24 protein-coding genes and 1 tRNA gene are annotated in these 26340 nt (G+C 70.1%); 15 read left to right on the top strand and 10 right to left on the bottom strand.

From position 1 onward, the window contains the following. Positions 1-56 precede the first annotated feature (56 nt). Both NS220_RS00675 and NS220_RS00670 read left to right on the top strand, forming a co-directional pair. Positions 57-1919, top strand: a complete 1863-nt coding sequence (locus NS220_RS00675; protein WP_058622194.1) for a DEAD/DEAH box helicase — start codon at positions 57-59, stop codon at positions 1917-1919. Between the two features lie 166 nt (positions 1920-2085). Further along, entirely contained in the window at positions 2086-3165 is a 1080-nt protein-coding gene (locus NS220_RS00670; protein WP_058622191.1) for a VIT1/CCC1 transporter family protein, read from the top strand. 97 nt (positions 3166-3262) lie between these two features. Here the strand turns inward: NS220_RS00670 and NS220_RS00665 are convergent, their stop codons facing one another. The 6 genes from NS220_RS00665 to NS220_RS00640 all read right to left on the bottom strand — a co-directional run bounded on the left by NS220_RS00665 (position 3263) and on the right by NS220_RS00640 (position 8044). Further along, complete coding sequence (locus NS220_RS00665) at positions 3263-4057, bottom strand: metal ABC transporter permease (RefSeq protein WP_058622190.1); 795 nt, start codon at positions 4055-4057, stop codon at positions 3263-3265. Further along, positions 4057-4926, bottom strand: coding sequence for a metal ABC transporter permease (locus NS220_RS00660; protein WP_058622189.1), 870 nt, complete (start codon positions 4924-4926; stop codon positions 4057-4059). Before NS220_RS00660 ends, NS220_RS00665 begins: the two co-directional genes overlap by 1 nt. Then, a complete protein-coding gene (locus tag NS220_RS00655; protein ID WP_440589450.1) occupies positions 4923-5651 on the bottom strand; it encodes a metal ABC transporter ATP-binding protein in 729 nt (242 codons plus the stop codon). Before NS220_RS00655 ends, NS220_RS00660 begins: the two co-directional genes overlap by 4 nt. Before the next feature lie 56 nt (positions 5652-5707). Beyond that, entirely contained in the window at positions 5708-6652 is a 945-nt protein-coding gene (locus tag NS220_RS00650) for a metal ABC transporter solute-binding protein, Zn/Mn family (protein ID WP_058622188.1), read from the bottom strand. A 118-nt stretch (positions 6653-6770) separates the two neighbouring features. Further along, a complete protein-coding gene (locus tag NS220_RS00645; RefSeq protein ID WP_058622187.1) occupies positions 6771-7814 on the bottom strand; it encodes an isopenicillin N synthase family dioxygenase in 1044 nt (347 codons plus the stop codon). Positions 7815-7958: 144 nt separating this feature from the next. Beyond that, a tRNA-Leu gene (locus NS220_RS00640) sits at positions 7959-8044 on the bottom strand. Positions 8045-8217: 173 nt separating this feature from the next. On the opposite strand from NS220_RS00640, the gene NS220_RS00635 reads away from it, so the two are divergent. After that, positions 8218-9519, top strand: a complete 1302-nt coding sequence (locus NS220_RS00635; protein WP_058622186.1) for a M20/M25/M40 family metallo-hydrolase — start codon at positions 8218-8220, stop codon at positions 9517-9519. Positions 9520-9527: 8 nt separating this feature from the next. Continuing rightward, on the top strand, positions 9528-10376 hold the full coding sequence (locus tag NS220_RS00630) for an undecaprenyl-diphosphate phosphatase (RefSeq protein ID WP_058622185.1): 849 nt from the start codon (positions 9528-9530) through the stop codon (positions 10374-10376). A 134-nt stretch (positions 10377-10510) separates the two neighbouring features. Here NS220_RS00630 and NS220_RS00625 read toward each other — a convergent pair whose 3' ends face one another. Next, positions 10511-11377 (bottom strand): PAC2 family protein, encoded by an 867-nt coding sequence (locus NS220_RS00625; protein WP_058622184.1) that lies wholly within the window; start codon positions 11375-11377, stop codon positions 10511-10513. 96 nt (positions 11378-11473) lie between these two features. On the opposite strand from NS220_RS00625, the gene NS220_RS00620 reads away from it, so the two are divergent. The 9 genes from NS220_RS00620 (at position 11474) to lnt (ending at position 21488) form a co-directional block, all read left to right on the top strand. After that, on the top strand, positions 11474-12190 hold the full coding sequence (locus NS220_RS00620; protein ID WP_058622183.1) for an HAD family hydrolase: 717 nt from the start codon (positions 11474-11476) through the stop codon (positions 12188-12190). After that, positions 12187-13212: a tRNA (adenine-N1)-methyltransferase gene (locus NS220_RS00615; RefSeq protein ID WP_058622182.1), complete on the top strand. Its 1026-nt coding sequence runs from the start codon at positions 12187-12189 to the stop codon at positions 13210-13212. The genes NS220_RS00620 and NS220_RS00615 overlap by 4 nt, the downstream gene beginning before the upstream one ends. Positions 13213-13221: 9 nt before the next feature. Continuing rightward, entirely contained in the window at positions 13222-14172 is a 951-nt protein-coding gene (locus NS220_RS00610) for an FKBP-type peptidyl-prolyl cis-trans isomerase (RefSeq protein WP_058622181.1), read from the top strand. Between the two features lie 112 nt (positions 14173-14284). Next, positions 14285-15277 (top strand): helix-turn-helix transcriptional regulator, encoded by a 993-nt coding sequence (locus NS220_RS00605; RefSeq protein ID WP_058622180.1) that lies wholly within the window; start codon positions 14285-14287, stop codon positions 15275-15277. Next, a complete protein-coding gene (locus tag NS220_RS00600) occupies positions 15274-16251 on the top strand; it encodes a helix-turn-helix transcriptional regulator (protein WP_058622179.1) in 978 nt (325 codons plus the stop codon). Before NS220_RS00605 ends, NS220_RS00600 begins: the two co-directional genes overlap by 4 nt. A gap of 79 nt (positions 16252-16330) precedes the next feature. Beyond that, positions 16331-16585, top strand: coding sequence for a twin-arginine translocase TatA/TatE family subunit (gene tatA, locus NS220_RS00595; protein ID WP_058622178.1), 255 nt, complete (start codon positions 16331-16333; stop codon positions 16583-16585). A 63-nt stretch (positions 16586-16648) separates the two neighbouring features. Then, positions 16649-17407 (top strand): twin-arginine translocase subunit TatC, encoded by a 759-nt coding sequence (gene tatC / locus NS220_RS00590; protein ID WP_058622177.1) that lies wholly within the window; start codon positions 16649-16651, stop codon positions 17405-17407. Further along, on the top strand, positions 17404-19887 hold the full coding sequence (locus tag NS220_RS00585; RefSeq protein ID WP_058622176.1) for a DEAD/DEAH box helicase: 2484 nt from the start codon (positions 17404-17406) through the stop codon (positions 19885-19887). Before tatC ends, NS220_RS00585 begins: the two co-directional genes overlap by 4 nt. A gap of 35 nt (positions 19888-19922) precedes the next feature. Further along, positions 19923-21488, top strand: coding sequence for an apolipoprotein N-acyltransferase (lnt, locus tag NS220_RS00580; protein ID WP_058622175.1), 1566 nt, complete (start codon positions 19923-19925; stop codon positions 21486-21488). Positions 21489-21503: 15 nt separating this feature from the next. On the opposite strand, the gene NS220_RS00575 is transcribed toward lnt, so the two are convergent. Then, complete coding sequence (locus NS220_RS00575; RefSeq protein ID WP_058622174.1) at positions 21504-21875, bottom strand: RNA polymerase-binding protein RbpA; 372 nt, start codon at positions 21873-21875, stop codon at positions 21504-21506. Between the two features lie 109 nt (positions 21876-21984). After that, the gene (locus NS220_RS00570) at positions 21985-22785 is read right to left on the bottom strand and encodes a glycerophosphodiester phosphodiesterase family protein (protein WP_058622173.1); all 801 of its coding nucleotides are present in this window, start codon (positions 22783-22785) and stop codon (positions 21985-21987) included. Positions 22786-22939: 154 nt separating this feature from the next. On the opposite strand from NS220_RS00570, the gene NS220_RS00565 reads away from it, so the two are divergent. Next, positions 22940-23704 (top strand): SDR family oxidoreductase, encoded by a 765-nt coding sequence (locus NS220_RS00565; protein ID WP_058622172.1) that lies wholly within the window; start codon positions 22940-22942, stop codon positions 23702-23704. 2 nt (positions 23705-23706) lie between these two features. Then, positions 23707-25680: a S9 family peptidase gene (locus tag NS220_RS00560; protein ID WP_058622171.1), complete on the top strand. Its 1974-nt coding sequence runs from the start codon at positions 23707-23709 to the stop codon at positions 25678-25680. A 63-nt stretch (positions 25681-25743) separates the two neighbouring features. On the opposite strand, the gene NS220_RS00555 is transcribed toward NS220_RS00560, so the two are convergent. Then, the gene (locus NS220_RS00555; protein WP_058622170.1) at positions 25744-26295 is read right to left on the bottom strand and encodes an HdeD family acid-resistance protein; all 552 of its coding nucleotides are present in this window, start codon (positions 26293-26295) and stop codon (positions 25744-25746) included. Between the last annotated feature and the right edge of the window lie 45 nt (positions 26296-26340).

Raw genomic sequence — 26340 nt, 5'->3', positions numbered from 1 at the left:
CCCTCGACCCGTCTCACGCCACCGCCCCGGTCGCCGACGCACCCGCCCCGGGGGCGATCCCCGACCCGGCGTTCGACGGCGCCCTCGACGGGACCGAGCCGCACTTCGGCTCCTTCGCCGCCGAGCACCTCTCCCCGTCGTTCCCGCAGCGCGCGCCGTGGGGAACCGCGCAGCGCCTGCGCGCGTGGCAGGCCGAGGCGCTCGACCTGTATTTCGGTCTCGACGGACCCGACGGCGAGGGCAAAGGGCCCCGTGATTTCCTCGCGGCGGCCACACCCGGCGCCGGTAAGACGACCTTCGCCCTCCGCCTCGCCTCCGAGCTGATGCGTCGTCGCGTCGTGGACCGCATCGTCGTGGTGGCCCCCACCGAGCACCTCAAGACCCAGTGGGCCGAGGCGGCCGCGCGCGTCGGCATCCGTCTCGACCCGTTCTTCTCCAACCGCCACGCCACGCCCTCGCGCCAGTACCACGGCGTCGCGGTCACGTACGCCCAGGTCGCGGTCAAGGCCGAGGTGCATCAGCGTCTGACGCTCGATGCCCGGACCCTGGTCATCCTCGACGAGGTGCACCACGGCGGCGACGCGCTCAGCTGGGGCGACGCCCTCCGCGAGGCCTACAGTCGCGCCACCCGTCGCCTGCTGCTCTCGGGAACGCCGTTCCGCAGCGACACCGCGCCCATCCCGTTCGTGGAGTACCACCCGAACGCGAAGGGCATCCGCCTCTCGCGCACCGACTACGCCTACGGCTACAAGCGCGCCCTCGAAGACGGGGTCGTCCGGCCCGTCTTCTTCCTCGTCTACGCCGGGCAGATGCGCTGGCGCACCAAGGCGGGGGAGGAGATGGAGGCCCAGCTCGGCCAGGACAACACCAAGGACATCACCTCCCAGGCCTGGCGCACGGCGCTCGACCCGAACGGCGACTGGATCCCCGCGGTCCTGCGCTCCGCCGACCGCCGCCTCACCGAGGTGCGCGAGACGGTCCCGGATGCCGGGGGCCTGGTCATCGCGACCGACCAGACCGCCGCGCGCGCCTATGCCGCCATCCTCGAGGACATCGGCGGCGAGAAGGTCACCGTCGTGCTGTCCGACGAGGCCGAGGCCTCGAGCCGTATCGAGGAGTTCTCGAAGGGGACGAGCCGGTGGATGGTGGCCGTCCGCATGGTGTCGGAGGGCGTCGACGTCCCGCGTCTCGCCGTCGGTGTGTACGCCACGAGCGCCTCCACCCCGCTGTTCTTCGCGCAGGCCATCGGCCGTTTCGTCCGAGCCCGGCGCCGGGGTGAGACGGCGAGCGTGTTCCTGCCGAACGTGCCGCAGCTGCTCGCCCTCGCCGGCGAGATGGAGGCGCAGCGCGAGCACGCCCTCGACCGCGACAGCGACGCGGACGACCAGTGGAACGCCGAAGAAGACATGATGGATGCCGCCGAGCGCGAGGACAAAGCCTCCGACGCGCTCGAGCAGGAGTTCGAGTACCAGGCGCTCGGCTCGCTCGCGCACTTCGACCGCGTGATGTTCGACGGGCAGGAGTTCGGCCAGCTCGCGGTGCCCGGAACCATCGAGGAGGAGGAGTTCCTCGGCATCCCGGGCCTGCTCGAACCCGAGCAGGTGCACGAAGTGCTCATGTCGCGCGCGACCCGGCAGTCGCGTCACCGTTCCACGCGAGAGGCCCACGAGAAGGAGAGCGGCGTCGAGCCGCCCTCCGTCGACGACGGCGGCCTTCCCGCGCCCCTGCACCGCACCCTGAAGGAGCAGCGGCAGCTGCTGAACACCATGGTGGGCCTCTACGCGCGGCAGAGCGGAGAACCGCACGGTCTCGTGCACGCGGAGCTCCGCCGGCTCTGCGGGGGGCCGGCGGTGTCGCATGCCACCGTGGCCCAGCTGCAGGCACGCATCGACCTGCTGCGCAAGCGCGTGCATTCCTGAGCTTCTCGGCCTCCGGCCCGGTTTCGCGCGCCCGAAATGCTGGCATCCGATCGGTTCGATCCCCGTCCTTCCCCGCTTCGGAGCCCCGAAATGCTGTCAGTGTCAGCCGACGCGCCCGGGGGAGCGGTTCTCGCTCATTACGGTGGGGACGACCCGAAGGAGCCCCGTGACGATCCCCGCCACACCCACCGCCCGTGACCGCCGCCGCTGGGCGCGCTATCTCGTGGACGAGCGCGCCGAAGCCCGCGTCTACCGAGAGCTCGCGTCGCGCCGCACCGGTGAGGAGCGTGAGATCCTGCTCGCCCTCGCCGACGCGGAGGGGCGCCACGAACAGCACTGGATCGACCTGCTCGGCGAGCAGCCGCAGCGCCTTCCGAGCCCCGGAATCGGCACGCGGCTCCTCGCGTGGATGGCTCGCCGCTTCGGCTCGATCTTCGTCCTCGCGCTCGCGCAGAACGCCGAGGCCCGTTCGCCCTACGCCGACGAGCCGTACGCCACCCCCGCGATGGCCGCCGATGAGCGCGTGCACCACGAGGTGCTCCGAGGGCTCGCCGCGCGCGGTCGCCGGCGCCTGTCGGGAACCTTCCGCGCCGCCGTGTTCGGAGCGAACGACGGTCTCGTCTCCAACCTCGCCCTCGTGATGGGCGTCGGCGCCACCGGCGTCGCCCCGAGTTTCATCCTGTTCAGCGGGATCGCGGGTCTGCTCGCGGGGGCGCTCTCGATGGGCGCGGGCGAGTTCGTCTCGGTGCGCTCGCAGCGAGAACTCCTCGAGGCGACCGAGGAGAGCGACTTCGCCGACTCCGCCCTGCCGCATCTGGATCTGGATGCCAACGAGCTCGCCCTCGTGTACCGCACCCGCGGCATGGATCCCGAGGCGGCCCTCGCCCAGGCGCGCGAGGTCGTCACCGCTGCGCGAGCGGGCACCGCACCGGCCGCGGCCGCGCCGGGGGAGTCGTCGCACGAGGTCGTCGGGAGCGCGTGGGGCGCGTCGATCTCGAGCTTCCTGTTCTTCGCCTCGGGCGCGATCATCCCGGTGCTGCCGTGGATCTTCGGGATGTCGGGGCTCGGTGCGGTGGTGCTGGCCCTCGTCCTGGTCGGTATCGCCCTCATGGCGACCGGCGCGATGGTCGGGCTGCTCTCGGGCGCTTCGCCGCTCAAGCGGGGCCTGCGTCAGCTCGCGATCGGATTCGGGGCCGCCGCCATCACGTACGTGCTCGGCCTGGTGTTCGGGGTGTCGGCGGCCTGATCCGGCGCGCCGGAGAACGCCCGCCGCGCCGCTGAACCCCCGACCGGGGCGTCTGCGTGTGCGGCGGGCGTTCTCGCGCGCCGGGGCGGCGCACCGGTCACCCCCCGCGCTTGCGCAGGTACGCGGTACCGCGGGCGCCCGCGTAGAGCACCGCGCCGATCGCGGTGGCGAAGAACCCGATCGGCAGGTCGGTCGTGACGGCCAGCGCGATCGAGGCCCACACCGTGACCAGCGTCAGCGCGACCGACAACAGCATCCCCTGACCCGGTGTGCGGGCGAGGATCTGCGCCGAGGCCGGAGGAGCGATGAGCAGAGCGAACATGAGGAGCGCTCCGACCATCGGCACGCTCACGGTCGTCGCGGCCGCGATCACCACCGCGAACACGAGGTCCACCACGATCACGCGTACGCCCCGTGAGGCAGCGAGGGCGGGTGCGACGGATGCCAGGAGCAGAGGACGCATCATGCACGCGACCAGCACCACGCAGATGAGTCCGAGCACTCCCATCGTCAGCAGCTGATCGGGCGCCACGCCGAGGATCTGACCGAACAGCAGCGCGAACACCTCGGCCGAATACTCGCGGGACCGGCTCAGGAACAGGGCACCGAGGGCGAGCATCGTCACGAGCGTCAGAGCGGTGACGACGTCGTGGCGCGCTCGGCGACCGAGGAGCACGATGCCCACCGCCCCGCCCACGGCGAACACGCCGAGGCCGACCAGCGGGTTCACCCCGATGAGAACGGCTCCCGCCGCCCCGGCGAAGGCACCGTGCGGCACGGCGTGCGCGAAGAAGGCGTTCCCGCGCAGCACCACGAAGAACCCGACGATACCGGCCACGACGGCGACGATCGTGCCGCCCGCCCAGGCGGTCATGAGGTAGGGAGCGAACATCACGCCACCGCCGTCCGGTGCACCGCGGGTCGAACGGCGCGCCCCGCGCGCGCGGCGAGGTAGGTCGCGAACACCGTCGCCACGATCGTGAAGCTGACCGGCCAGCTGCTGCCCCCGAACCAGTCGAAGCTCGCGAACGAGATCAGACAGCCCAGCCAGACCTGCACCACGGCGATCGCGGCGGCGAGCGCCGCGGCTGTCCCCAACCGTCGCGTGAACAGCAGAGCCGTCGCCGCCGGTCCGATCAGCAGGGCGGTCGACAGGATCGCCCCGATCGACAACGACGACAGCTGCACGGCGAGCGCGAGGGCGATGAGGAACAGCGTGCGGGTCCATCGCGTCGGAACGCCGCGCACGGCAGCGAGGTCGCGGTCGAGTGTCTCGAGACTCACCCACCGCCACACGGCGGTCAGGATGCCGAGAGTCCCGACCCCGAGCAGGACGATGGCCGGCACGAGCTGAGGGTCGATCGAGAACAAGGAGCCGAAGAGCACGGCGATCGCCGCGTTGCTCGATCCTCCGATGAGGGTGTCGAGAGTGAGGAACAGGGCGGTGAGTCCCATCCCCGCACTGAACACGACCCCCGTGGCGACATCGCGCCCTTCGAGGCGCCGTGTTCCGATCGCTTCCATCGCGATGGCCGAGATCACCCCCGCGATGACGAAGCCCCAGAGCTGGCTCACACCGACGAGGAACGCTCCGGAGCCGCCGACCGCGCCCATGTCCGAGAGTGCGTGTCCCGCGAAGGACTGTCCGCGGGTGATGGTGAACACCCCGACGATGCTCGACACCAGCGCGACGACCGTACCCACCGCGAGAGCCGTCTGCACGGTCGGGCTCGCGAAGAACGCCGGCAGGATGGCGGTCATTCCGTCGCCATCCCCTCATCGGCGACGACGAAGGTGCGACCCGCGGCCTCGATCACCCGCATGGGCCGCCGGTACAGGTCGCTCAGCACGTCGTCGCGGACGACCTCGGACGGAGCGCCAACCGCCGCCCGTCCCCCCGCGAGATAGGCGACACGATCGAGGACGGGCAGCAGAAGGGTGAGATCGTGCGCCGTGACGACGATCGACACGCCGGACCGGCGGCGCAGTCCGTCGAGGAGTGCCACGACATCGCGCGCGCTGGCGGGGTCGAGGCTCGCGAGCGGTTCGTCCAGCAGGAGCAGGGCCGGACGACTCACGATCGCGTGCGCCAGCAGCACGCGCTGCTGTTGCCCGCCCGAGAGCTCGCCCACGCGGGCGTCGGCGAACGCCGACGCCCCGACCTGCGCGAGGGCGTCGTCCACGACCCCTCGCAGTCGGCCTCGCCGCAGGGGGATCCCGAGCCGACCGCCGTCGAGCCCCAGCATCACGACGTCGCGGGCGCGCAGCGGTGCGTGCGGGTCGAGGCTGATCTTCTGCGGAACGTAGCCGATGCCCGCGCGACGGCCCGGGCGCTGCACCCGTCCCGCATCGGGGCGCAGGATGCCGAGCAGCACCCGCAGCAGAGTGGTCTTGCCTGCGCCGTTCGCGCCGATCAACCCGACGATCGCGCCCCGGGGCACATCCAGGTCGACGTTCGTGAGGACGGGTGCCCCACCGAGACGCACCGCGATCCCGCTCGCTCGGAGGACGACGTCGGGATCGCGGTGCAGAGATCCTTCGCTCACAGCTGCTCGGTCGACGTGCCCTGGGTGACGGCCGCCTCGAGCGCCTTCACCTCGGCCAGCATCCAGTCCTGGTAGTGGTAGTTCGCCGGCATCGTCTCGTACACGCCGACGACCGGGATGCCGTTGTCCTTCGCGAGCTGCAGGTACTTGTCCGTCGTGTCGTCGGTGACCTGCTGGTTGTACAGGAACGCCTTCACCTGCTTGCCCGTGAACAGGGCGTCCTGCGTCGCGGTGTCCTGCGCTGAGGGATCGGTGTCGTTCATGATCGCCGCCTGAAGGTTCCACGGCGTCTTGATATCGGCACCGGCCGCCTGCAGCATGTCGTCCGCGACCGGCTCCGTCACCGCCACCGGGGTGTTCGGGTGGTTCTTCGAGAACGATGCGAGAGCGTCGGTCCAGTCGCTGAGAGAGGCCGTGAAAGCGGCGAGGTTGGCCTGGAAGGTGTCGGCGCTCGCCGGGTCGAGTGCGCTGAGCTTGTCGGCGACCGCGCTCGCGACGGCGGGCATCGTCTTCGGGTCGTACCAGAGGTGCGGGTTGTCGGTGCTGTCCGGCAGCGAGAGGACGTCCTGGGCGACGATCACCGTGCGGTTCGCGTCGGGTGAGGCCTTCTCGAGGTCGGACATGAAGTCGTCGTATCCCAGACCGTTCTGCACGATCACCTGCGCCCCGGCGATCTCCTTCGCCACGCTCGCGCTCGCCTCGAAGGTGTGCGGATCGGTGTTGGGGTCGCTCAGGATCGAGGAGACGTCGACGCGGTCTCCGCCGATCTGCTGCACCACGTCGGCGTATTCGTTCTCGGCGGCGACGACGGCGATTCGGGGGCTGGAATCGGTGCTCGCGGCGGGAGCGGCGGAGGATGCGCCCGTCGCGCACCCCGTCAGCGTGAGCGCCAGCAGCGACGTGGAAGCGGTGGCGGCGAGGAGGCTGCGCGCGATCTTCATGGAGGTCAGTGTCCCTTCGGCGATCGATTCCTCGGGAGTGAGAATCGTTATCAGGAAGGCAATGTAGGCGCCGCGGCTATGCGCGCCGAGAGGGACGGCTATCCGTTCGCTGAGGACGTCAGCCGCGGCTCGCGGTCACCCGTGCCGCCTCGCGCACCGCGCCGAGGTTCTTGCGTCCGGCGCGCGACCCCGCGAGCTTGGCGATGATGTGCTCGCGGACCGTCACCGGCTCGTACAGTGCCGGCTCCTCGCGAGAGACGAAATGCGGGAGCGGGGCGATGACGGCGTCGGCGTTGCCGTCGTGGAAGAACGCCGCCGACCGGCGCCGCTCGATCGTGCCGTCGATCACCGGCGGCTTCACGCGGTGCAGCGTCGAGAGCCACTTGTCGTTCGTGAGCCGTGCCGCGACGTCGCCGAGGTTGACCAGCAGGGCGCCGTCGGCGGGGGACACGTCGTTCCACGAGCCGTCCTGCCCGAGCACCTGGAGACCGGCGACCTGGTCGGCCCAGAGCGCCGTGACGAGCCCGAAGTCGGTGTGCTCGCCCATGCCCGTCAGCTCGGCGCCCAGCTCGATCGACCCCGGGGGCAGGGCGTAGTTGTTCATGCGCAGCACGTCGATCGAGTGATCGGTGAGCTTCTCGAAGAAGTCCTCGCGCACCCGGAGCGCCGCGGCGAAGATGCGTGTGAGCGTCCCGGTCACCCGGCGCGCCTCGTCGAAGTAGGTCTCGACGGCACCGCGGAAGGACGGGACGGCATCCGGCCAGGTGTTCTCCGCGTAGTCCGCGGCCGTCGCGGTGGTGCCGGGGTAGTCGCGCCACGACGTGCCCACGTTGAACGCCTCGAAGAAGTCGTTCATCCGCGTCACCGGGTCGACGCCCAGGCTGTAGCTCAACGACTCGCTCCGGGGCGGGCTGTACCCGCGGTTCTCGGCAGCGGGCCGCACGAACGCCTTCTTGGCCTCCAGGGGCAGCGCGAAGAACTCGTCGAGTTCGGCGGCGAGCCCCGTGATGACGGAGTCCGGGATGCCATGACCCACCACCTGCATGAAGCCGACGGTGCGCGCCGCGTGGTCGATCGCCGCCACCACGGCGGCGCGTGCGTCGGCGGACCCGTTGCCGACCCAGGCCGAGATGTCGATCGTGGGAACCGAGAAAGGGGGCATGCCCCGACGCTAGGCGGGCCGTGTCACGCGGGTGTTTCCGCGCTGTCACGGTTGCGACGAGACGCTCCGCCGCGCCCCGTCACGAGGACCCCGGCCGGGAACGAGAAAGACCCCCGGGCGAAACCCGGGGGTCTTTCTCATCTGTGCGCGAGGGGGGACTTGAACCCCCACGCCCTAATACGGGCACTAGCACCTCAAGCTAGCGCGTCTACCTATTCCGCCACCCGCGCATCTGGGTGTTTTGTCGCTTTCGCAACGAGGAACGACATTACCACGACCGGAGCCCTGTCTCGAACCGATGCTGCACCCCGGGCGCGGCACCTCGATCTCCGAGGGCCCGAGCCGTCCGCCGCACCGCGACACACGACGGCGGAGCACCGCACCCCCGGGTACCGTAGTGCGCATGCCCGAGCTCGAGAACGACGTACCCGAGGTGGCCCGCGTGGCGTCCGACCTCATCCGGTTCGATACCTCGAACTACGGCGGCGGACGCTCGAACGGCGAACGCGAGGCGGCCGAATACGTCGGGGCATACCTCGAAGGACTCGGCCTCGCCACCGACTACTACGAGCCCATCGCCCGCCGCACGAACGTCTGCGCGCGCGTGCCCGGTCGCAACCCCGACAAGCCGGCACTGATCCTGCACGGACACCTCGACGTGGTGCCCGCCGTGGCCGAGGACTGGAGCGTCGACCCGTTCGCGGGCGAGATCCGCGACGGCATCCTGTGGGGCCGGGGAGCGGTCGACATGAAGGACATGGATGCCATGATCCTCACCGCCGTCGGTGAGGTCCTCCGCGCGGGGGAGCAGCCCGAGCGCGACATCATCGTCACCTTCTTCGCCGATGAGGAGAACGGCGGCGTCGAGGGGTCCGCGCTGGTCGTGAAGGATCGGGCCGACTGGTTCCGGGGAGCGACCGAGGCCATCAGCGAGGTCGGCGGCTACTCGATCGCGGTCGGCGATCGTCGCGCCTACCTGCTGCAGGTGGGGGAGAAGGCGCTCATCTGGATCAAGCTGATCGCGCGGGGGCGCGCCGGACACGGCAGCGGTCTTCACCCCGACAACGCCGTCACGGCTCTCGCCGAGGCCGTCGCGGCTCTCGGCCGCACGCAGTGGCCCATCCGCTTGACCGACACGACCGCGCAACTCTTGGCGGGTCTCGCCGAGATCACGGGTGACGACGCGGGCGATCCCGACGCGCTCGCGCTCCGCACCGGCGCGGCATCCAGCTTCATCCGCTCGACGCTTCGGACCACGACCAACCCGACGGGCCTGACCGCGGGGTACAAACACAACGTGATCCCCGATCGTGCCGAGGCGCTCATCGACGTCCGGGTCCTGCCCGGTACCGAGGAGGCGGCTCTGGCCGACATCCGGCGCATCGTGGGACCGCACGTCGAGATCGAGGTCGTGCACACGGACATCGGGCTCGAGGTGCCGTTCTCGGGAGATCTGGTCGACGCCATGGTGGCGCAGCTCGACCGTCACGACCCCGGCGTGCCCGTCGTTCCGTACCTGATGGGTGGCGGCACCGACAACAAGGCCCTCGCCGGCCTCGGAATCTCCGGTTACGGGTTCGCGCCGTTGCGACTGCCCGCCGACCTCGACTTCACCGGGATGTTCCACGGTGTCGACGAGCGCGTCCCCGTCGACGCGCTCGAGTTCGGTCGACGAGTCCTCGCCGACCTCATCCGAACGTACTGAAGGACCGAATGCATATCTTCGAGGTCATCATCCTGGGGCTCGTTCAGGGCCTCACCGAGTTCCTCCCCATCTCCTCCAGCGCCCACCTGCGCATCGTGGGCGAGTTCCTCCCGTCGCAGACCGACCCCGGTGCGACATTCACCGCCATCACGCAGATCGGCACCGAGCTCGCGGTGCTGCTGTACTTCCGCAAGAAGATCGCGCGGGTCCTCTCGCGCTGGTTCCAATCCCTGACCGGTCGCGTTCCGCGCAACGATCCCGATGCCCGCATGGGGTGGTACATCATCATCGGCACCGTGCCGATCGGTGTGCTCGGCTTCCTCCTGCAGAGCCTCATCCGCGACAACTTCCGGAGCCTGTGGATCACCGCGATCGTGCTGATCGTGTTCGGCATCCTCCTCGGTGTCGCCGATCACTACGGCACGCGTCGTCGCGACCTCGACGACCTCACCGTGGGGCACGGCTTCGCGTTCGGTTTCGCGCAGGCCCTCGCGCTGGTCCCGGGCGTCTCGCGCTCAGGGGCGACCACGACCCTCGGCCGCGCGCTCGGGTACAAGCGCACCGCCGCGGCGGAGTACTCGTTCCTGCTCGCCGTGCCCGCGGTGTTCGCCAGCGGCCTGTACGAGCTCTACAAGAGCTTCGACGAGGGCACCGGCCCGTACAACCTCGGCGAGACCGCGATCGCGACCGTCATCGCCTTCGTCGTCGGCTACCTCGTGATCGCCTTCCTCATGCAGTACCTCAAGCGCGGCAGCTTCCTGCCGTTCGTGATCTACCGCGTGGTACTCGGTCTGCTGATCATCGTGCTGCTGCTGACCGGTGTGATCCCCGCGGTGTCCACGGTCATCACCAGCTGATCCCGGATGCCACGACGGCGCCGTCCCCGTCGGGGCGGCGCCGTCGTCGTGTCCGGGGGTGTCGACGAGCCCAGCCCCTCGGCGCGGGAGATCCCGGAGCCCATCGGAGGGACCGGGTCCCGGCGCGGCTGAGCTCAGCGACGCGGCGGGTCGTCGCGACCGGGCTTCGCGGGGCCGTCACCGCCGCGGCGCAGGTAACGCTCGAACTCCTGCGCGATGGCGTCTCCGGACGCCTCGGGCGAATCCCAGGTGTCCCGTGTCTGCTCCAGCTGGCGGATGTACTCGCTCATCTCCTCGTCGTCGGCAGCGGCCGCGTCGATCGAGGCCTCCCATGCCACGGCCTCGGCGGCGAGCTCGCCGCGCGGGACCTCGATGCCGGTGAGGGACTGCAAGCGGTCGAGGAGAGCGAGCGTGGCCTTCGGAGAGGGCGTGTGGCCCGCGACGTAGTGCGGCACGCTCGCCCACAGGCTGGCGGTGGGGATGCCGACGCCCTCGGCGGCATGGCCGATCGCACTCAGGATGCCGACAGGACCCTCGTACAGGCTCCGCTCGAGGTCGAGCGCCTGGCGCACGCCCTCGTTGTCGCTGCCGGCGAACACCGAGATCGGGCGCGTGTGCGGAACGTCCGACATCATCGAGCCGAGGGCGACGAACCCCGTGACGTCCTCCCGGAGGGCGACGTCGATGAACTCCGCCGCGAAAGCCTGCCATGCCCGCGCGGGCTCGACCCCGACGAGCAGCCAGATCTCCGCGTCGTCGGAGCGTCGCATCGGGCGGAGGAGCCGCGCCTCGGGCCACGTCAGGGTGCGGTGGCCTTCGGCATCCAGACCGATCTGCGGGCGCGTGTACTGGTAGTCGAAGTACAGCTCGGGGTCGACCGTGTGCACGACTTCGTACTCGGCGTCGGCGCGCAGGAGAGCCGCGGCGGCGGACGCCGCCTCTCCCGCGTCGTTCCATCCGTCGAAAGCGGCGACGATGATCCGGCGACCCAGTGCGTCCACGCGACCTCCTCTGCCCCGGGAAGGGCTGGGTTCCAGGATAGGCGCATGCACCGAGCCGGGAGCGGCGGGCGACGGCGCCCTCGATACGATGGAACGATGACTTCTGCCGCGCCCGCCGCCGTCCTTTGGGATATGGACGGCACGCTCGTCGACACGGAACCCTTCTGGATGGCGGCCGAGACGCCGCTCGTGGAGCGTTTCGGAGGCACCTGGTCTCACGAGCAGGCGCTCGGCATGGTGGGCCTCGCCCTCGAGGACTCGGCGCGCCTTCTGCAGAACGCCGGGGTTCCGTGGGGGGTCGACGAGATCATCTCGTACCTCACGGACGAGGTGCAGCGCCAGCTCGCGGTCGCGGGGGTGCCTTTCCGTCCCGGTGCCCGCGAGCTTCTCGCGGATCTTCGGAGCCACGGGGTGAAGACCGCGCTGGTGACGATGTCCATGCGGCGCATGGCGCTCTCGGTGACCGAGCTGATCGACTTCCCGGCTTTCGACATCGTCGTCGCCGGTGACGACGTGGTGCGGCCCAAGCCTCACCCGGATCCCTACCTCCAGGCCTGCGCCGCCCTCGGCGTCGATGTCACCGACACGGTGGCGATCGAGGATTCGCCCAACGGCCTGCGCTCCGCGATCGCCAGTGGTGCGGTCACGCTCGGCGTCCCGCTGATGGTGTCGCTGGACGGTCTCGGCGCCGATGCGCTGTGGCCGAGCCTCGAAGGCCGGACGACCGCCGACCTGCGCGCGCTGCACGCGTCGCGGGCCGGCGCCCCCGGCATCCCCCTTCCCTCGATCACGACCCCGCAGGAGACCCGATGAGTGAGACCCCGCACCTGAGCGGCCCCTTCCGGGTCGGCGACCGCGTGCAGCTGACCGGCCCCAAGGGGCGTCTGCACACGATCACCCTGCGCGAGGACGGCGAGCTGCACACGCACAACGGGGTGCTCAAGCACTCGCTGCTCGTGGGCGAGCCCGACGGCAGCGTCGTGACCAACAGCTCGGGTCACGAGTACCTGGCGCTTCGTCCCCTCCTCCGCGACTTCGTGATGTCGATGCCGCGCGGCGCGGCGATCGTGTACCCGAAGGACGCGGCGCAGATCCTCTCCGCGGCCGACATCTTCCCGGGCGCGACGGTGGTCGAGGCCGGCGTCGGATCCGGCGCGCTGTCTCTCTGGCTGCTGCGGGCCATCGGGCCCGCGGGTCGACTGGTGTCCTTCGAGCGTCGGGAGGAGTTCGCCGACGTCGCTCGCGCCAACGTCGAGACCTTCCTCGGTGCAACGCCCGCGACGTGGGACGTGGTCGTCGGGGATCTCGTCGAGAGCCTCCCGAACGCCGTCGAGCCGGGAACGGTCGATCGGGTCGTGCTCGACATGCTCGCCCCGTGGGAGTGCATCGACGTCGCCGCAGACGCCCTGACGCCCGGAGGCGTGGTGCTCTGTTACGTCGCGACGGCCACCCAGCTCAGCCGCGTCGCGGAGTACATCCGCGCGACGGGTCTCTTCACGGATCCGGATGCCTCGGAGACGATGGTCCGCGGGTGGCACGTCGAGGGGCTCGCCGTCCGACCTGATCACCGCATGATCGCGCACACCGGGTTCCTCCTCACCGCGCGGCGCCTCGCGCCCGGAGCCGTTCCGCCCGAGGTCAAGCGCCGCGCGTCGAAGTCGAGCTACGGCGACGAAGACGTGGAGCTGTGGACCCCGGGAGCCGTCGGCGACCGCGAGATCACCGACAAGAACCTGCGCAAGCGCGTGCGTGAGGCGCAGAAGGCGGCCGACGGGGTGCGTCAGCGCCAGGACCCTGCGTCGCCCTCGGCGGATTCATCGAGCGCAACGCCCTAAACTGTTCCGGTGCGCAGACTTCCCGCCTTCGTCGCCGTGACCGCCCTCGCCGGATTCGGCCTCGTCGGGTGCTCCGCCTCCGCCGGCACCTCGTGCCCGAGCCCGACGGCGGATCCCGCTCTGTCCGCGGCGATCTCGGCGACCGGAGACGTCGGTACGGCGCCCACCGTGAACCTGCGCAGCCCGTACCTGCCGACGCAGACGGCTGTCGACACCCTCGTGCAGGGCGACGGCGAGAAGCTGACGGAGGACGGTCAGCTCGCTCTCGTCAACGTCACGGTGATGAACCCTGTGACGGGGGAGACGGCGATCGCGACGCAGTACGGCTCGGATCTGACGAAGACGACGTCGCTGACGGCGCTCGAACCCGATGTCCCCGGACTCACCGCGGCGCTGAAGTGCGCGGCGGAGGGATCCCGCGTGGCTGTGGCCATCCCCGGTGACCAGATCCCGGCCGACAAGGCGCGCGGCCTCGGGCTGGCCGAGGGTTCTCCGGGCGTGTTCGTCGTCGATCTGCGTAAGGTCTTCCTGCCGGCGGCCGACGGTCCCGAGCAGTTCAACGCCGGGACCGGGATGCCCTCGGTCGTGCGCGCACCCAACGGCCAGCCGGGCATCTCCTTCCCGCAGAACGACGCGCCGTCCGACGTGCGCACCGAGACGCTGAAGAAGGGCGACGGCGCGGTCCTCACCGCCGACTCGAGCGCGATGATCCACCTCGTGGGTGTCGCGTGGGGCGCGAAGACGACCTTCGCCTCCACGTGGCAGAACGGCGCGCCGGGCCAGGCCACGGTCTCGAAACTGCCGCCCGCACTGGCTTCGGCTCTCGAGGGGCAGACCGTGGGGTCGCAGGTCCTCCTCGTCGTGCCGGCCGACCAGACCTCGGCCGACCAGCAGGCGCTGAAGGCTCCCGCCGACAAGGCGCTCGTCTACGTGGTCGACATCCTCGGCACGCTGAACTGACACCGCTCGACGGATCGCGGTCTCCCTCCCGCGTCCGCCGCTCGGGGCGTCGGACACCGACGGACGTTCGCACGGGCGGGACCGTCGTGCTCGCCGCGCCTAGGATGGGCGAGTGCCCGCCACCACCTCCAGAAGCGCTCCCGAGGAGCGACTGGTCAACCTCGTCGTCGCCCTCATGGCGACCGAGCAGGGGCTGACGAAGGAGACGATCCTGTCGTCGGTCGCGGGCTATCGCGAGCAGCTCGAGGCGGGGGCGTCCAAGGATGCCCTCGAGAAGATGTTCGAGCGCGACAAAGAGAACCTCCGCGGTCTCGGCATCCCCATCGAGACGATCGGTGAGCGCGCCGATCCCGACGACCTCCGTGAAGCGCGGTATCGCGTTCCGACGGCGGAGTACGCGCTGCCCGAGGACATCTCTTTCAGTCCCGCAGAGATCGCCCTGCTCAACATCGCCGGGGACGTGTGGGGGAGCGAGTCCCTCTCCGCGGATGCCCGGAGCGGGCTCCGGAAGATCCGCGCACTCGGCATCCCCGTCGACGAGCCGATCATCGGCTACGCCCCCCGCATCCGCGTGCGGGACGCGTCGTTCCCGGCGTTCCAGCGCGCGATCGAGGAGTGTCGGGCGGTGACGTTCTCGTACCTGCGTCCCGGGGAGCCGCGCCCGCGCGAGCGACGGATCCGGCCCCTGGCCCTCGTCGAGTACGAGGCGCGCTGGCACGTCTTCGGTTTCGACCTGACGATGGATGCCGATCGCACCTTCCTGCTGTCCCGGGTCGTGGGCGACGTGACCCTGACGCGGGAGAAGTTCCTCCCGGCCCTGCGGGTCGGCGCAGGAGAGCGAGCCCTCGCCGGATTGGAAGACGTGGCCGACCGTCAGCGCGCCCTCCTCGAGGTGCACCCCGGTACCGAGGCTTCGCTGCGACTCGCGCGGCGGGCTCTACCCGCGCCCCAGGGCGTCGTCGTGCCCTATGTCGATCTGCACGTGTTCGCCGACGAGCTGGCGTCCTACGGGCCGGAGGTGCGCGTCGTCGAACCGTCGAGCCTCCGCGACGAAGTGATCCGCCGGCTCGAGGCCACGCTCGTGCTGCACGGAGGTGACGCGTGAGCCTCGAGCGTCCCCTCCACGCGCTGGACCGCGCCGCTCTTCTCCTGCAGCTCGTGCCCTACCTCATCGGGAAGGGGGAGGTCTCGGTCGCCGAGGCCGCGAGGGAGTTCGACGTCGCACCCGCTCAGATGCGGGCGATGGTCGAGCGGTTGACGGTGATCGGCCTTCCGGGTGAACGCGGCTATTGGCAGCTGCCGAACGAACTGTTCGACATCGACTGGGATCTGCTCGAGCGCGAAGACGTCATCGCGATGACCAACACGGTCGGACTCGAACGCTCGCCGCGGCTGACCGCCCGCGAGGCGGCGGCCCTCCTGGCCGGACTCCAGCTCGCCCGTACCCTGCCCGGCGTCGCCGACAACGAGCTCGTCACCGGGCTGTTGGCGAAGCTCTCGCGCGGTGCCTCCGCGGCTCCGCCTGCGGTCATCGTCGCCCCGGGTCCGGTCGACGGCGTGCGCGAGGTCGTCGATCGCGCGCTGCGGGCACGGGTCGCCGTCAGCTTCACCTATCGGGCCCCGGGCGCGGGACCGACCCTGCGCACGGTCGATCCGATCAAGGTCCACATCGCCAACGACCAGTGGTACCTGCAAGGCTGGTGCCACACCCGGCAAGCCGTCCGCACGTTCCATCTGGACCGCGTGAGCGATGCCGAGCTGACCGACATCCCCGCGGAGCACGGCGCCGACCCGGTCCCCGAGCTCTTCGCGCCCGCGGACGACGAGGTCGTCGCCCGCTTCCGCTTCCCCCGGGAGGTGGCGCCGCTGCTGGCGGATTACCTCGAACGCGCCGACATCGTCGACGACGGGAACGCGTCGATCGCCTCGCTCCGCCTCGCCGACGAGCAGAGTCTGAAACGGCTCGCCGCTCGACGAGGCGGGGACGTCGAGCTCCTCGAACCGGCGGGGGCGCGGCGCGCCGCCGCGGCCTGGGCCGCCGCCGGGCTCGCCCAGTACGCCGGTGGATCACCCGGGTGAACCTCGGCCGTATTCCGGGCCTTGGCGCACCTCGTCGGGTTAGACTGACGATCACCCCCGAGGTTGACGAGGAGTCATCATGTTCCAGGGAATCACCGGAGTCCACCTGCTGATCGTTCTCGCGGTCATTCTCCTTCTGTTCGGCGCGACGAAGCTTCCGGCGCTGGCGAAGAGCGTGGGGCAGTCCGCTCGCGTCTTCAAGAACGAGATGAAAGAGATGAAGCGCGACGACGAGCTCTCCGCCGAGGCCGCAGACGCTCCGCGCACCACCGAGCTCGGCACCGCCACGGCAGCCGCGCCCGAGCAGCGCAAGCCGAACGACACCTCCGTTTAAGGCGTGACAACGGCAGGACCGCCGCGGATCGACGTGCCGGAGGGCCCGCGGCGCGACAAGCGCATGTCGATCGGCGCTCATCTCATCGAGCTGCGCAAGCGCCTGATGATCGCCGCGGCGGCGCTGATCGTCGGGATGATCATCGCGTTCGCCATCACGTCGCCGATCATCGAGTGGATCACCGCTCCCGTGCGACAGATCGCGCTGGAACGTGGCGACAACCTCTCTGCGATCAACTTCGGGGCGGTGACCTCCGCGTTCGACCTCCGCATGCGGATCGCCTTCACGATCGGCATCTTCCTGTCGGCCCCGATCTGGCTCTGGCAGATCTGGGCCTTCATCATGCCCGGTCTCACGCGGAAAGAGATCCGGTACACAATCGGTTTTGTCGCGTCCGCGGTGCCGCTGTTCTTCGGCGGATGCTACGTGGGGGTCATGATCGTCCCCCACGTGATTCAGCTGATGTGGAGCTTCACGCCCGACGGCGCGGCGAACCTCTACAACGCGGCCGACTACTACGACTTCGTCTTCAAGTTGATGCTGGTCATCGGTGTGGCCTTCGTCCTCCCGGTGTTTCTCGTGGCCCTGAACGTCGCCGGCGTCATGAGCGGCAAGGCCATCCTCAAGGGGTGGCGCGTCGCGATCCTCATCGCGACGCTGTTCTCGGCCCTCGCCACCCCGGCCGCCGACATCGTGAGCATGCTGATGCTCGCGGGCATCCTGATCGTGCTCTTCTTCGCGGCCGCCGGGGTGTCGATGCTGTTCGATCGTCGCAAGGCTCGCCGAATGGCCGCGGAGGGCCTTTTGGGACCGAGGGCGTGAGCGGACTCAGCCCGGCTGATCGCTTCGCGCGGGCTTCGGCCCGTTCCGCTCACCCCCATACCGCCGACTTCGCCGAGTCGCAGAGCTTCGAACTCGACGACTTCCAGATCGCCGGATGCCACGCCCTCGAGGACGGACGCAGCGTGCTCGTCGCGGCGCCGACGGGTGCCGGTAAGACCATCGTCGGTGAATTCGCGATCCATCTCGCGATGCTCGAACCCGGGGACAAGGCCTTCTACACGACGCCGATCAAGGCGCTGTCGAACCAGAAGTTCCACGAGCTGCAAGAGGTCTACGGCGACGACGAAGTCGGCCTGCTCACCGGTGACACGAACATCAATGCTTCCGCGCGCATCGTCGTCATGACGACCGAGGTCCTGCGCAACATGCTCTACGCCGACTCCCCGGCACTGCGCGGTCTCCGTTTCGTCGTCATGGACGAGGTGCACTACCTCGCCGACCGCTTCCGTGGGGCGGTGTGGGAAGAAGTGATCATCCACCTCCCGCGCTCGGTGAAGCTCGTCTCGCTGTCGGCGACCGTGTCGAACGCCGAGGAGTTCGGCGACTGGCTCGATACCGTGCGCGGCGACACCGAGGTCATCGTCTCCGAGACGCGGCCCGTCCCGCTCGAACAACACGTGCTGGTGCGCGGCGATCTCCTGCCCCTGTTCGACGATCGTGCGGGCGTCGCAACGGCGCAGGTCAATCAAGAGCTCCTGCGGATCCGGGGCGGCAACGCCGGGGGATACGAGAACAACCGCCGTGCCCAGGAGTACCGCTCGCAGCGCCACGCGGGCGGACCACGCCACGCGCACCAGCGTCGCGGTGGTCACAAGCCCGTGCGGCCGTCGCAGGGATCGCGCATCGAGCGCATCGACCGCCCCGAGGTGGTCGAGCTGCTGCAGCGCAATCACCTCCTGCCGGCGATCTTCTTCATCTTCAGTCGCGCCGGTTGCGATGCCGCCGTGCAGCAGCTGCGCCGTGCGAATGTGCGCCTCACCTCGGCCGAGGAACGCGTCGAGATCCGCCAGATCGTCGACGAACTGACGTTCACGCTCAAAGACGAAGACCTCGCCGTCCTGCACTTCTGGGAGTGGCGCGACAACCTCGAACGCGGCATCGCCTCGCACCACGCCGGGCTCCTCCCGGCCTTCAAAGAGGTCGTCGAGGAACTCTTCCGGCGCAAACTCGTCAAGGTCGTCTTCGCCACCGAGACGCTGGCGCTCGGCATCAACATGCCCGCGCGCACCGTCGTGCTCGAGAAACTCGAGAAGTTCAACGGAGAGGCCCGCGTCGCGATCACGTCGGGGGAGTACACGCAGCTCACCGGTCGAGCGGGCCGCCGCGGGATCGATGTCGAAGGTCACGCCGTCGTGCAGTGGACGGAGGGTCTCGACCCCCAGTCCGTGGCATCCCTCGCCTCGAGGCGCACCTACCCGCTCAACTCGAGCTTCCGGCCGACGTACAACATGGCGGTCAACCTCATCGACCAGTTCGGGCGGTCGCGAGCCCGCGAGATCCTCGAGTCGTCGTTCGCGCAGTTCCAGGCCGATCGCTCCGTCGTCGGGCTGGCGCGTCAGGTGAAAGAGGCCGAGGAGTCCCTCTCCGGCTACCAGACCGCGATGACCTGCGACCGCGGAGACTTCCGCGAGTACTCCACGATCCGCCGCGAGCTCAGCGACCTCGAGAAGATCAATCGACGAGATGCCACGGCGCCCCGACGCCTGCGCGACGAGCGTCAGCAGCAGATCCAGTCCCTCCGGCGGCGGATGCAGCGGCATCCCTGTCACTCGTGCCCTGATCGCGAGGCGCACGCACGGTGGGCCGAGCGGTACTGGAAGCTGAAGCGCACCACCGACAAGACGCGGCAGCAGATCGACCAGCGCACCGGAACGGTGGCGCGCGTCTTCGACCGGGTCGTCGAGGTGCTCGCGACGCTCGAATACGTGGCGATCGAAGAAGGCGGAGGGACGGTTCTCACGCCGGCCGGACGCACGATGCGCCGCATCTACGGGGAGCGCGATCTGCTCGTCGCCGAGTCGCTGCGCCAGCGCCTGTGGGACGACCTCGACGCTCCGTCGCTGGCGGCGTTGGCCTGCTGCCTCGTGTACGAACCGCGACGCGACGAGGCGGGACCCGGCGAGCGAGGACTGCCTCGCGGGGCCTTCCGTGGAGCCCTGGACGCCACGCAGACGCTGTGGCAGGAGCTGGACGACCTCGAGCGCGACCACCGGCTTCCCGGGTCCGAGGCGCCCGCCTCGGGCCTCGCCCCGGCGATGCACGCCTGGGCGAAGGGCCTTCCCCTGGACAGCGTCCTGACGCTCGCCGACATGGCCGCGGGGGATTTCGTCCGCTGGGCCAAGCAGACCATCGACCTGCTCGATCAGATCTCGCTCGTCGCCGAGCCGAAGCTCGCGAAGACCGCCCGCACGGCCCTCGACGCGGTGCGTCGCGGAATCGTCGCCTACACCTCCGCGTGAGCGCGCTCCTCGTCGCCGCGATTTAGGCTGGAGGGGTGCCCCTCGCCGTCTCGCCGCGACCGATCGTCCCGTTGGCGGTCGCCGCGCCCCTCTCGGCCGCAGCGGGTCTCCTGCTCGTTACGGCGTACCCCGCGCTCGCGTGGTGGCCGACGGCCTTCCCCGCCGTCGCCCTGGCGCTCATCGCCCTCGCCGGACGTCGCTTCTGGTCGGCGGCGTTGGTGGGACTGCTCTTCGGTCTGACGTTCTTCTCGGTCAACCTCCTCTTCACCGCACGCTATCTCGGACCCATCCCGTGGATCGCGCTGTCGACGCTGGAGGCGCTGCTGACCGCGGTCTTCGCGGTCCCGATCGCGCTGGCCTACCGGTGGCTGCCCCGCGTCGCGCCGGGGCTCGTCGGCCGCCTCCTGCTGCTTCCCGCGCTCGTCGCGGGCCTCTGGACCCTGCGCGAGCAGATCGTCGGGTCGTGGCCCTACGGGGGATTCCCGTGGGGGCGCATCGGGGTGTCCCAGGTGAACGGCCCGTTCGCGGAGGTCGCCTCGTGGGTCGGGATGTCCGGGCTGACGTTCCTCGTCGTGGCGCTGTGCGCGATGGTGATCGAACTCGTCCGGGCCGGGCGGCTCCGGGATCTCCGGCGCGCGATCCCCGCGGCCGTGCTGCTGGTCGTCCTCGTCGCTCTGCCGCAGTTCCCCACGACGGCGGCCGGGTCGATGCGCGTCGGCGCCGTCCAGGGGAACGGCCCCGCGGGTTACTTCGATCAGCGCGCGCGAGGTGCGGTGCTGAACGCGCAGCTCGCGGCATCCGCTCCCCTCTTCGGGCAGGACATGGACGTGCTGCTGTGGCCGGAGGGCGGCGTCGACTCCGATCCGACGACGTCCTCCCAGACGTCCGAGGTGCTCGATGAGCTCTCGCGCCGCGTGGACGCTCCGTTGATCGTGTCCGCGGTCACCGAGAGGGGACGCGAACTGTTCAACTCGTCCCTGTTGTGGACGGCTGAGGGCGGGCCGGCGCAGACGTATGACAAGCGGCATCCCGTGCCGTTCGGCGAGTACGTTCCGGACCGCGCGTTCTGGGAGCCGTTCGCTCCCGACCTGATCGGGCTGATCGGCCGGGAGTACACCCCGGGCACCGCGCGGCCGCTGATCGACCTCGATGGCATCGGGGTGGGCCTCGCGATCTGCTTCGACGTGATCTACGACGACGTCGTGTGGGACGGCGCCTCGGACGGCGCCGAGATCTACATGTTCCAGACGAACAACGCGGACTTCCGGGGCACCGACGAAAACCTTCAGCAGCTGGCCTTCGCCCGCATGCGCGCCATCGAGACGGGCCGCTCCGTGGTGAACATCTCGACCGTCGGCACGAGTCAGGTCATCGCTCCCGACGGATCCACTCTCGATCAGCTCCCGGTCGATGTCGCCGGGCACATGCTCACCGACGTTCCCCTGCGTACGGGACTCACTCCCGCGGTCGTGATCGGTCCCGCGGTCAAGGTCGTGCTGGGCGGGGGGTCGCTACTCGTCCTGGTGGTCCTGGGTGCGGTGGTCGCGCTGCAGTCGCGGAGAACGAGAAAGACGCCGACCCCCGGAGGGATCGACGTCTGAACTCGGTGGTCAGCGTCAGGCGCTGATCTTCTGTTCTCCCGCTCCGCGGCGCGCGCGGACGAACGCGAGGCGCTCTTCGAGCAGCTCCTCGAGTTCGGGGATCGTGCGGCGCTCCAGGAGCATGTCCCAGTGCGTGCGCGGTGCCTTGTCGTCGCTGTGGTCGACGGTCGCGGTTCCTTCACCGATCCGCAGGAGAGCCTCTGCACCACAGGTGCGGCACTCCCAGGACGGCGGAACCTCGGCGTCGGCCGCGAAGGTCAGAACGGTTTCGCGCCCGCACGTGCTGCAGGCGTAGGTGTGCTGCGCGCGGTCGTGGAACACGACCCCGTCTTCGCTCTGAAGGCTCTGTGCGCCGAGTCGGATGCCTCGAAGACTGCGATCTGCCATTGTGTGGTCCTCTCGTCGGTCCCCATGTATAACGACCGCACCTGTGCGCTTTATTCGAAATGAGCGCGTCCTGGCAGAACTCACAGGCGATGCTCAGCACACCTCGCGTTCATTGGCTGTTCACCAGCGCGAGGGCGACGTCACCGCGGTCGGTCACGAGCCCGTCCACGCCGGCATCGAGAAGGCGCGTCATGTCGTCTTCGTCGTTGACGGTCCAGACGTGCACCTCCACACCCGCCGCGTGGGCGGCCGCGATCAGACGAGGGGACACCACGCGCAGGCGCCCCTGTCGCTCCGGGATCTGGAGAGCATCGACGCTTCGGAGAGCTCGACGCGCGAGGGGGACGATACCCGTGGCGACGGCGGCGACGATCCGGGCGACCGTCGCAGACCCGGGCGACGTGGCGGGAGCGAGGGCCGCACCGGCTCGCGCGGCGGCGAGGAGGGCTCGACGGCGGCGATCGTCCGAGAAGCTCGTCAGGAGGACGCGGTGCGCGTGAGGGGCGACGAGACGGCCGACGGCCTCGGCGGCGGCCTCGGCCTTGACGTCGAGGTTGAAGCGGGTTTCGGGGAAGGCGTCCAGCGCCTGGTCGAGCGTGATCAGCCCGCCCCGGTCGGACATCACCTCTTCGAGCTCGTGCAGTCGGACGTCGGAGATCCGGCGCGGGTCGCCGGCGACGCGCTCCAGATCCTCGTCGTGGAACAGCACGACCGTTCCGTCGGCCGTCAGGTGGCAATCGGATTCGACGTAGACGAGGCCGGCGGCATGAGCCTCGGCGACCGCCGCGAAGGAGTTGTCGACGATTCCCAACGCCGCGGCCTCCGCGGTGACGAGACCGCGGTGCGCGAGCACCCGCGGGGGATCGCCGGCGGCGAAGTACGGATGACGCGGCGCGATCGAGCGAATCATGTCGGGGGCCTCCGCGGCCGAACGTAGCACGCGGGTCCGACACGCTCGTGACGCGTCGGCGCCCCGGAGCGGAGCCGGTCCGGCTCGGTAGGGTGGGAAGGTCGCCTGCGCCCTCGTCGGCGCGCGGCTCGATCACGAATCGTCAGGAGAATCCGTGTCCCAGACCCTTCCGTCCGGCTCCCTGAGCGGCAAGACCGCCCTCGTCACCGGCTCGTCGCGCGGCATCGGCGCCGACACCGTCCGCTACTTCGCCGAGGCCGGGGCGAACGTCGTCATCAACTTCCGCAACAAGGCCCCGCGTGCCGAGAAGCTCGCGACGCAGCTTCGGGAGCTGGGCGTCGAGGCGCTCGTCGTCGGGGCCGACCTCACGGATCCCGCATCCGTCACGGCCATGTTCGACGAGGTCGAGCGCACCTTCGGCGGTCTCGACATCCTCGTGCTCAACGCTTCGGGCGGCATGGAGTCGGGCATGGCCGAGGACTACGCCCTGCTGCTCAACCGCGACGCGCAGGTCAACGTGCTCGAGACGGCCCTGCCCCTGCTCACGGACGACGCGCGCGTGGTGTTCGTCACCAGCCACCAGGCGCACTTCATCCGCACCACCCCGACGATGCCCGAGTACGAGCCGGTCGCTCTCTCGAAGCGCGCCGGCGAGGACGCGCTGCGCGAGAAGATCCCGGCTCTCGAGGAGCGCGGCATCGGCTTCACCGTCGTCTCCGGCGACATGATCGAGGGCACCATCACGGCGACCCTGCTCGAGCGGGCGAACCCGGGTGCCATCTCGGCGCGCCGCGAGGACGCGGGCAAGCTCTACAACGTCTCCGAGTTCGCCGCCGAGGTCGCCCGCGCGGCCGTCGACCCGGTGCCGGCCGACAACACCCGCCTCGTCGGAGACACGGGCTCGTTCGGAGGCGAGTGAGCATGCGCCCCGTCGACATCGAGGCGCTGATCTCGGTCGGTCGCCCGACCCTCTCGTCCGACGCAGGCTTCGCCGTCTTCGCCACCTCGCGTCCCGACCTCGCCGCGGACCGCGGCGTCGGCCAGCTCTGGCGCGTCGAGCTGCCCGACGGCCGCCCGCGACGTCTGACCCGCGGTGTGGCCGACCGGTCGCCGCGGCTCTCGCCCGACGACGCCACGATCGCCTTTCTCCGGGCGGACGAGCGGGGTCGCGCTCAGGTGTTCGTCGTCGCAGCGACCGGAGGCGAGCCCGTCCAGGTCACCGACCAGGCCGGGGGCGTCACCGATCTCTCATGGTCGCCCAACGGCACGCGTCTCGCCTTCACAGCGCGCGTTCCCGAACCCGGCCGATACGGCACGGTCGAGGGACGGGATGCCGCCGCCGAACCGCCGCGTCGGATCACCGGCATCCGGTGGCACGCGAACGGTCTCGGGTATCTCGATCGGCCGGCCCGACTCTTCGTCGTGGACGTGCCCTCGACCGATGCGGAGCCGTTCTACGCGCCGGCCCCGGCGCTCGACGAGCCAGAGAAGCGGGTCGTCGCCGCGGAGGCCGTCCGCCTCACCGAGGGCGAGACGAGCTGGAACGGCGTCGTCTGGACGCGTGACGGTACCGAGCTGCTCAGCGTGCCCGACGTCATCGAGGCCGATCGACGCGACCTGCGCGACAGGCTCGTCGCGGTGAGCGTCGACGGCGGCGCCGAGCGCGAGGTGCTGGGTCGCGACGCCGACCTCTCGATCTCCGAGGTCGCCACCGCTCCCGACGGCACCGTGTTCGTGCTCGCGAACGACGTCGGCCCCGAGGGCGTCGACTTCGTCGCGCCCGGGGTCGCGCTCTTCGCGCTCGAGGCCGCCGGCCCGCGTCGCCTCACCGACCCCGAGACGATCGATCTCGGCGAGGGCGGCAGCCACATCTCGTTCGACGGTGTCGACGCGATCGTGCAGGACCGCACCCGCGGTCGGCTGCGCCTGCTGCGCGTCACGCGTGGGGGCGAGGTCGTCGAGCTGCTCGGGGGAGACCTCGAGGCCAACGGCCACGCTGCGGCGAACGGCCGGGTCGTGGCATCCGTCGCCTCGCCCGAGTCGTTCGGCGAACTCGTCGTCGTGGATGCCGTCACGGGCGTGCATGCCGTGACCGATTTCGGTGTGACGGTGCGCGAGCGGGGAGTCGTCATTCCCGTCGAGCACGAGATCACCGGCCGGGACGGCTACCCCGTGCACGGATGGGTCGCCGTGCCCGAGGGGGAGGGGCCGTTCCCGGTCATCCTGCAGATCCACGGTGGGCCCTACGCGTCGTACGGCGTGCACGTGTTCGACGAGACGCAGGTGCTCGTCGATGCCGGCTACGCGGTGGTCTACAGCAACCCTCGCGGAAGCGCCGGTTACGGCCGGGAGCACGGTCGATCGATCCGGCAGCGGATGGGAACGCTCGACTTCTTCGACGTCATGGACTTCTTCGACGGTGTCGTCTCCGCCGACCCGCGCCTCGACGGTGACCGGGTGGGCGTGATGGGCGGCTCCTACGGCGGGTACATGACGGCCTGGGTCATCGCCCACGACCACCGCTTCGCCGGTGCGATCGTGGAGCGCGGGTTCCTCGACCCGACCGCGTTCCCGGGATCGAGCGACATCGGCTCGTTCTTCGGTCAGGAGTACGTCGGCACCGACCCCGCGCAGATCGCGGCGCAGAGCCCGATGGCGGTGGTCGATCGGGTCACGACGCCCACGCTCGTGCTGCACTCGGAGCTCGACTTCCGCTGTCCGCTCGAGCAGGCGACGCGCTACTACGCGGCGCTGAAGCAGCAGGGGACCGAGGCGGAGATGCTGATCTTCCCCGGCGAGGATCACGAGCTCACGCGCGGCGGCCGCCCCCAGCATCGGGTGCAGCGCTTCGACGCGGTCCTCGACTGGTGGCGTCGGTACCTGCCCACCGACTGACGCGGGAGCGTGACAGGGGAAGGGGCCGGATGCCATGGCATCCGGCCCCTTCCCCTGTCTGGTCTACGCGACCTTGCCGAACTGGGTCGCCCGGACGATCTGGAAGACGCCGAGGATCACGAGCGAGATACCGATGAGCAGGAAGAGCGTGAGGCCGGCGAACAGGGGAGCGATGAGCACGAAGATCCCCGCGAGGATGCTGACGATCGCGAAGAAGATCGTCCATCCGCGGGCCTTGGAGTCGTGGCTCGCCGTGGTGAGCGAGACGGCGCCCTCGATGATCCACAGGATGCCGATGAGAGTGCCGATGAAGACGCCGAACCACGCGGCTGCGGCCGCGAGGTTCGCGAACGAGAAGATGCCCGCGACGATGAACAGCACGCCGAGCGCGATGTAGCCGATGCGCGCCCACCCGGACCGCCAGAACAGGCCGATGCCGATGTTCACCAGGCCCGCGATGATGACGTAGACCGCGATGATGCCGACCGCGACCTGTGCGGTACGGCCCGGCCAGATGAGGATCAGCAGGCCGATGACGAGCGACAGCGCGCCGCTGATCCCGAGGGCGGTGCGGACGGCGCCGACAACGGGGCTGGTCGTGGACGAGGGCGACATGGCGAGCCTTTCTGAGTGAAAGCTGAGAACAATCCTCACCCTAGA

It is taken from the genome of Microbacterium testaceum, assembly GCF_001476655.1.
GTDB lineage: Bacteria > Actinomycetota > Actinomycetes > Actinomycetales > Microbacteriaceae > Microbacterium > Microbacterium testaceum_C.
Note: the sequence above shows the minus strand (reverse complement) of the source record. Positions and strands in the feature narration are given on the sequence as shown.

What these genes read in the sequence shown, in the direction of transcription:
- NS220_RS00665 (WP_058622190.1), bottom strand. Translation starts at nt 4,057, where the DNA reads ATGTTCGCTCCCTACCTCATGACCGCCTGGGCGGGCGGCACGATCGTC.
- NS220_RS00660 (WP_058622189.1), bottom strand. Translation starts at nt 4,926, where the DNA reads ATGACCGCCATCCTGCCGGCGTTCTTCGCGAGCCCGACCGTGCAGACG.
- NS220_RS00650 (WP_058622188.1), bottom strand. Translation starts at nt 6,652, where the DNA reads ATGAAGATCGCGCGCAGCCTCCTCGCCGCCACCGCTTCCACGTCGCTG.
- NS220_RS00645 (WP_058622187.1), bottom strand. Translation starts at nt 7,814, where the DNA reads ATGCCCCCTTTCTCGGTTCCCACGATCGACATCTCGGCCTGGGTCGGC.
- NS220_RS00635 (WP_058622186.1), top strand. Translation starts at nt 8,218, where the DNA reads ATGCCCGAGCTCGAGAACGACGTACCCGAGGTGGCCCGCGTGGCGTCC.
- NS220_RS00630 (WP_058622185.1), top strand. Translation starts at nt 9,528, where the DNA reads ATGCATATCTTCGAGGTCATCATCCTGGGGCTCGTTCAGGGCCTCACC.
- NS220_RS00620 (WP_058622183.1), top strand. Translation starts at nt 11,474, where the DNA reads ATGACTTCTGCCGCGCCCGCCGCCGTCCTTTGGGATATGGACGGCACG.
- NS220_RS00615 (WP_058622182.1), top strand. Translation starts at nt 12,187, where the DNA reads ATGAGTGAGACCCCGCACCTGAGCGGCCCCTTCCGGGTCGGCGACCGC.
- tatA (WP_058622178.1), top strand. Translation starts at nt 16,331, where the DNA reads ATGTTCCAGGGAATCACCGGAGTCCACCTGCTGATCGTTCTCGCGGTC.
- tatC (WP_058622177.1), top strand. Translation starts at nt 16,649, where the DNA reads ATGTCGATCGGCGCTCATCTCATCGAGCTGCGCAAGCGCCTGATGATC.
- NS220_RS00575 (WP_058622174.1), bottom strand. Translation starts at nt 21,875, where the DNA reads ATGGCAGATCGCAGTCTTCGAGGCATCCGACTCGGCGCACAGAGCCTT.
- NS220_RS00570 (WP_058622173.1), bottom strand. Translation starts at nt 22,785, where the DNA reads ATGATTCGCTCGATCGCGCCGCGTCATCCGTACTTCGCCGCCGGCGAT.
- NS220_RS00560 (WP_058622171.1), top strand. Translation starts at nt 23,707, where the DNA reads ATGCGCCCCGTCGACATCGAGGCGCTGATCTCGGTCGGTCGCCCGACC.
- NS220_RS00555 (WP_058622170.1), bottom strand. Translation starts at nt 26,295, where the DNA reads ATGTCGCCCTCGTCCACGACCAGCCCCGTTGTCGGCGCCGTCCGCACC.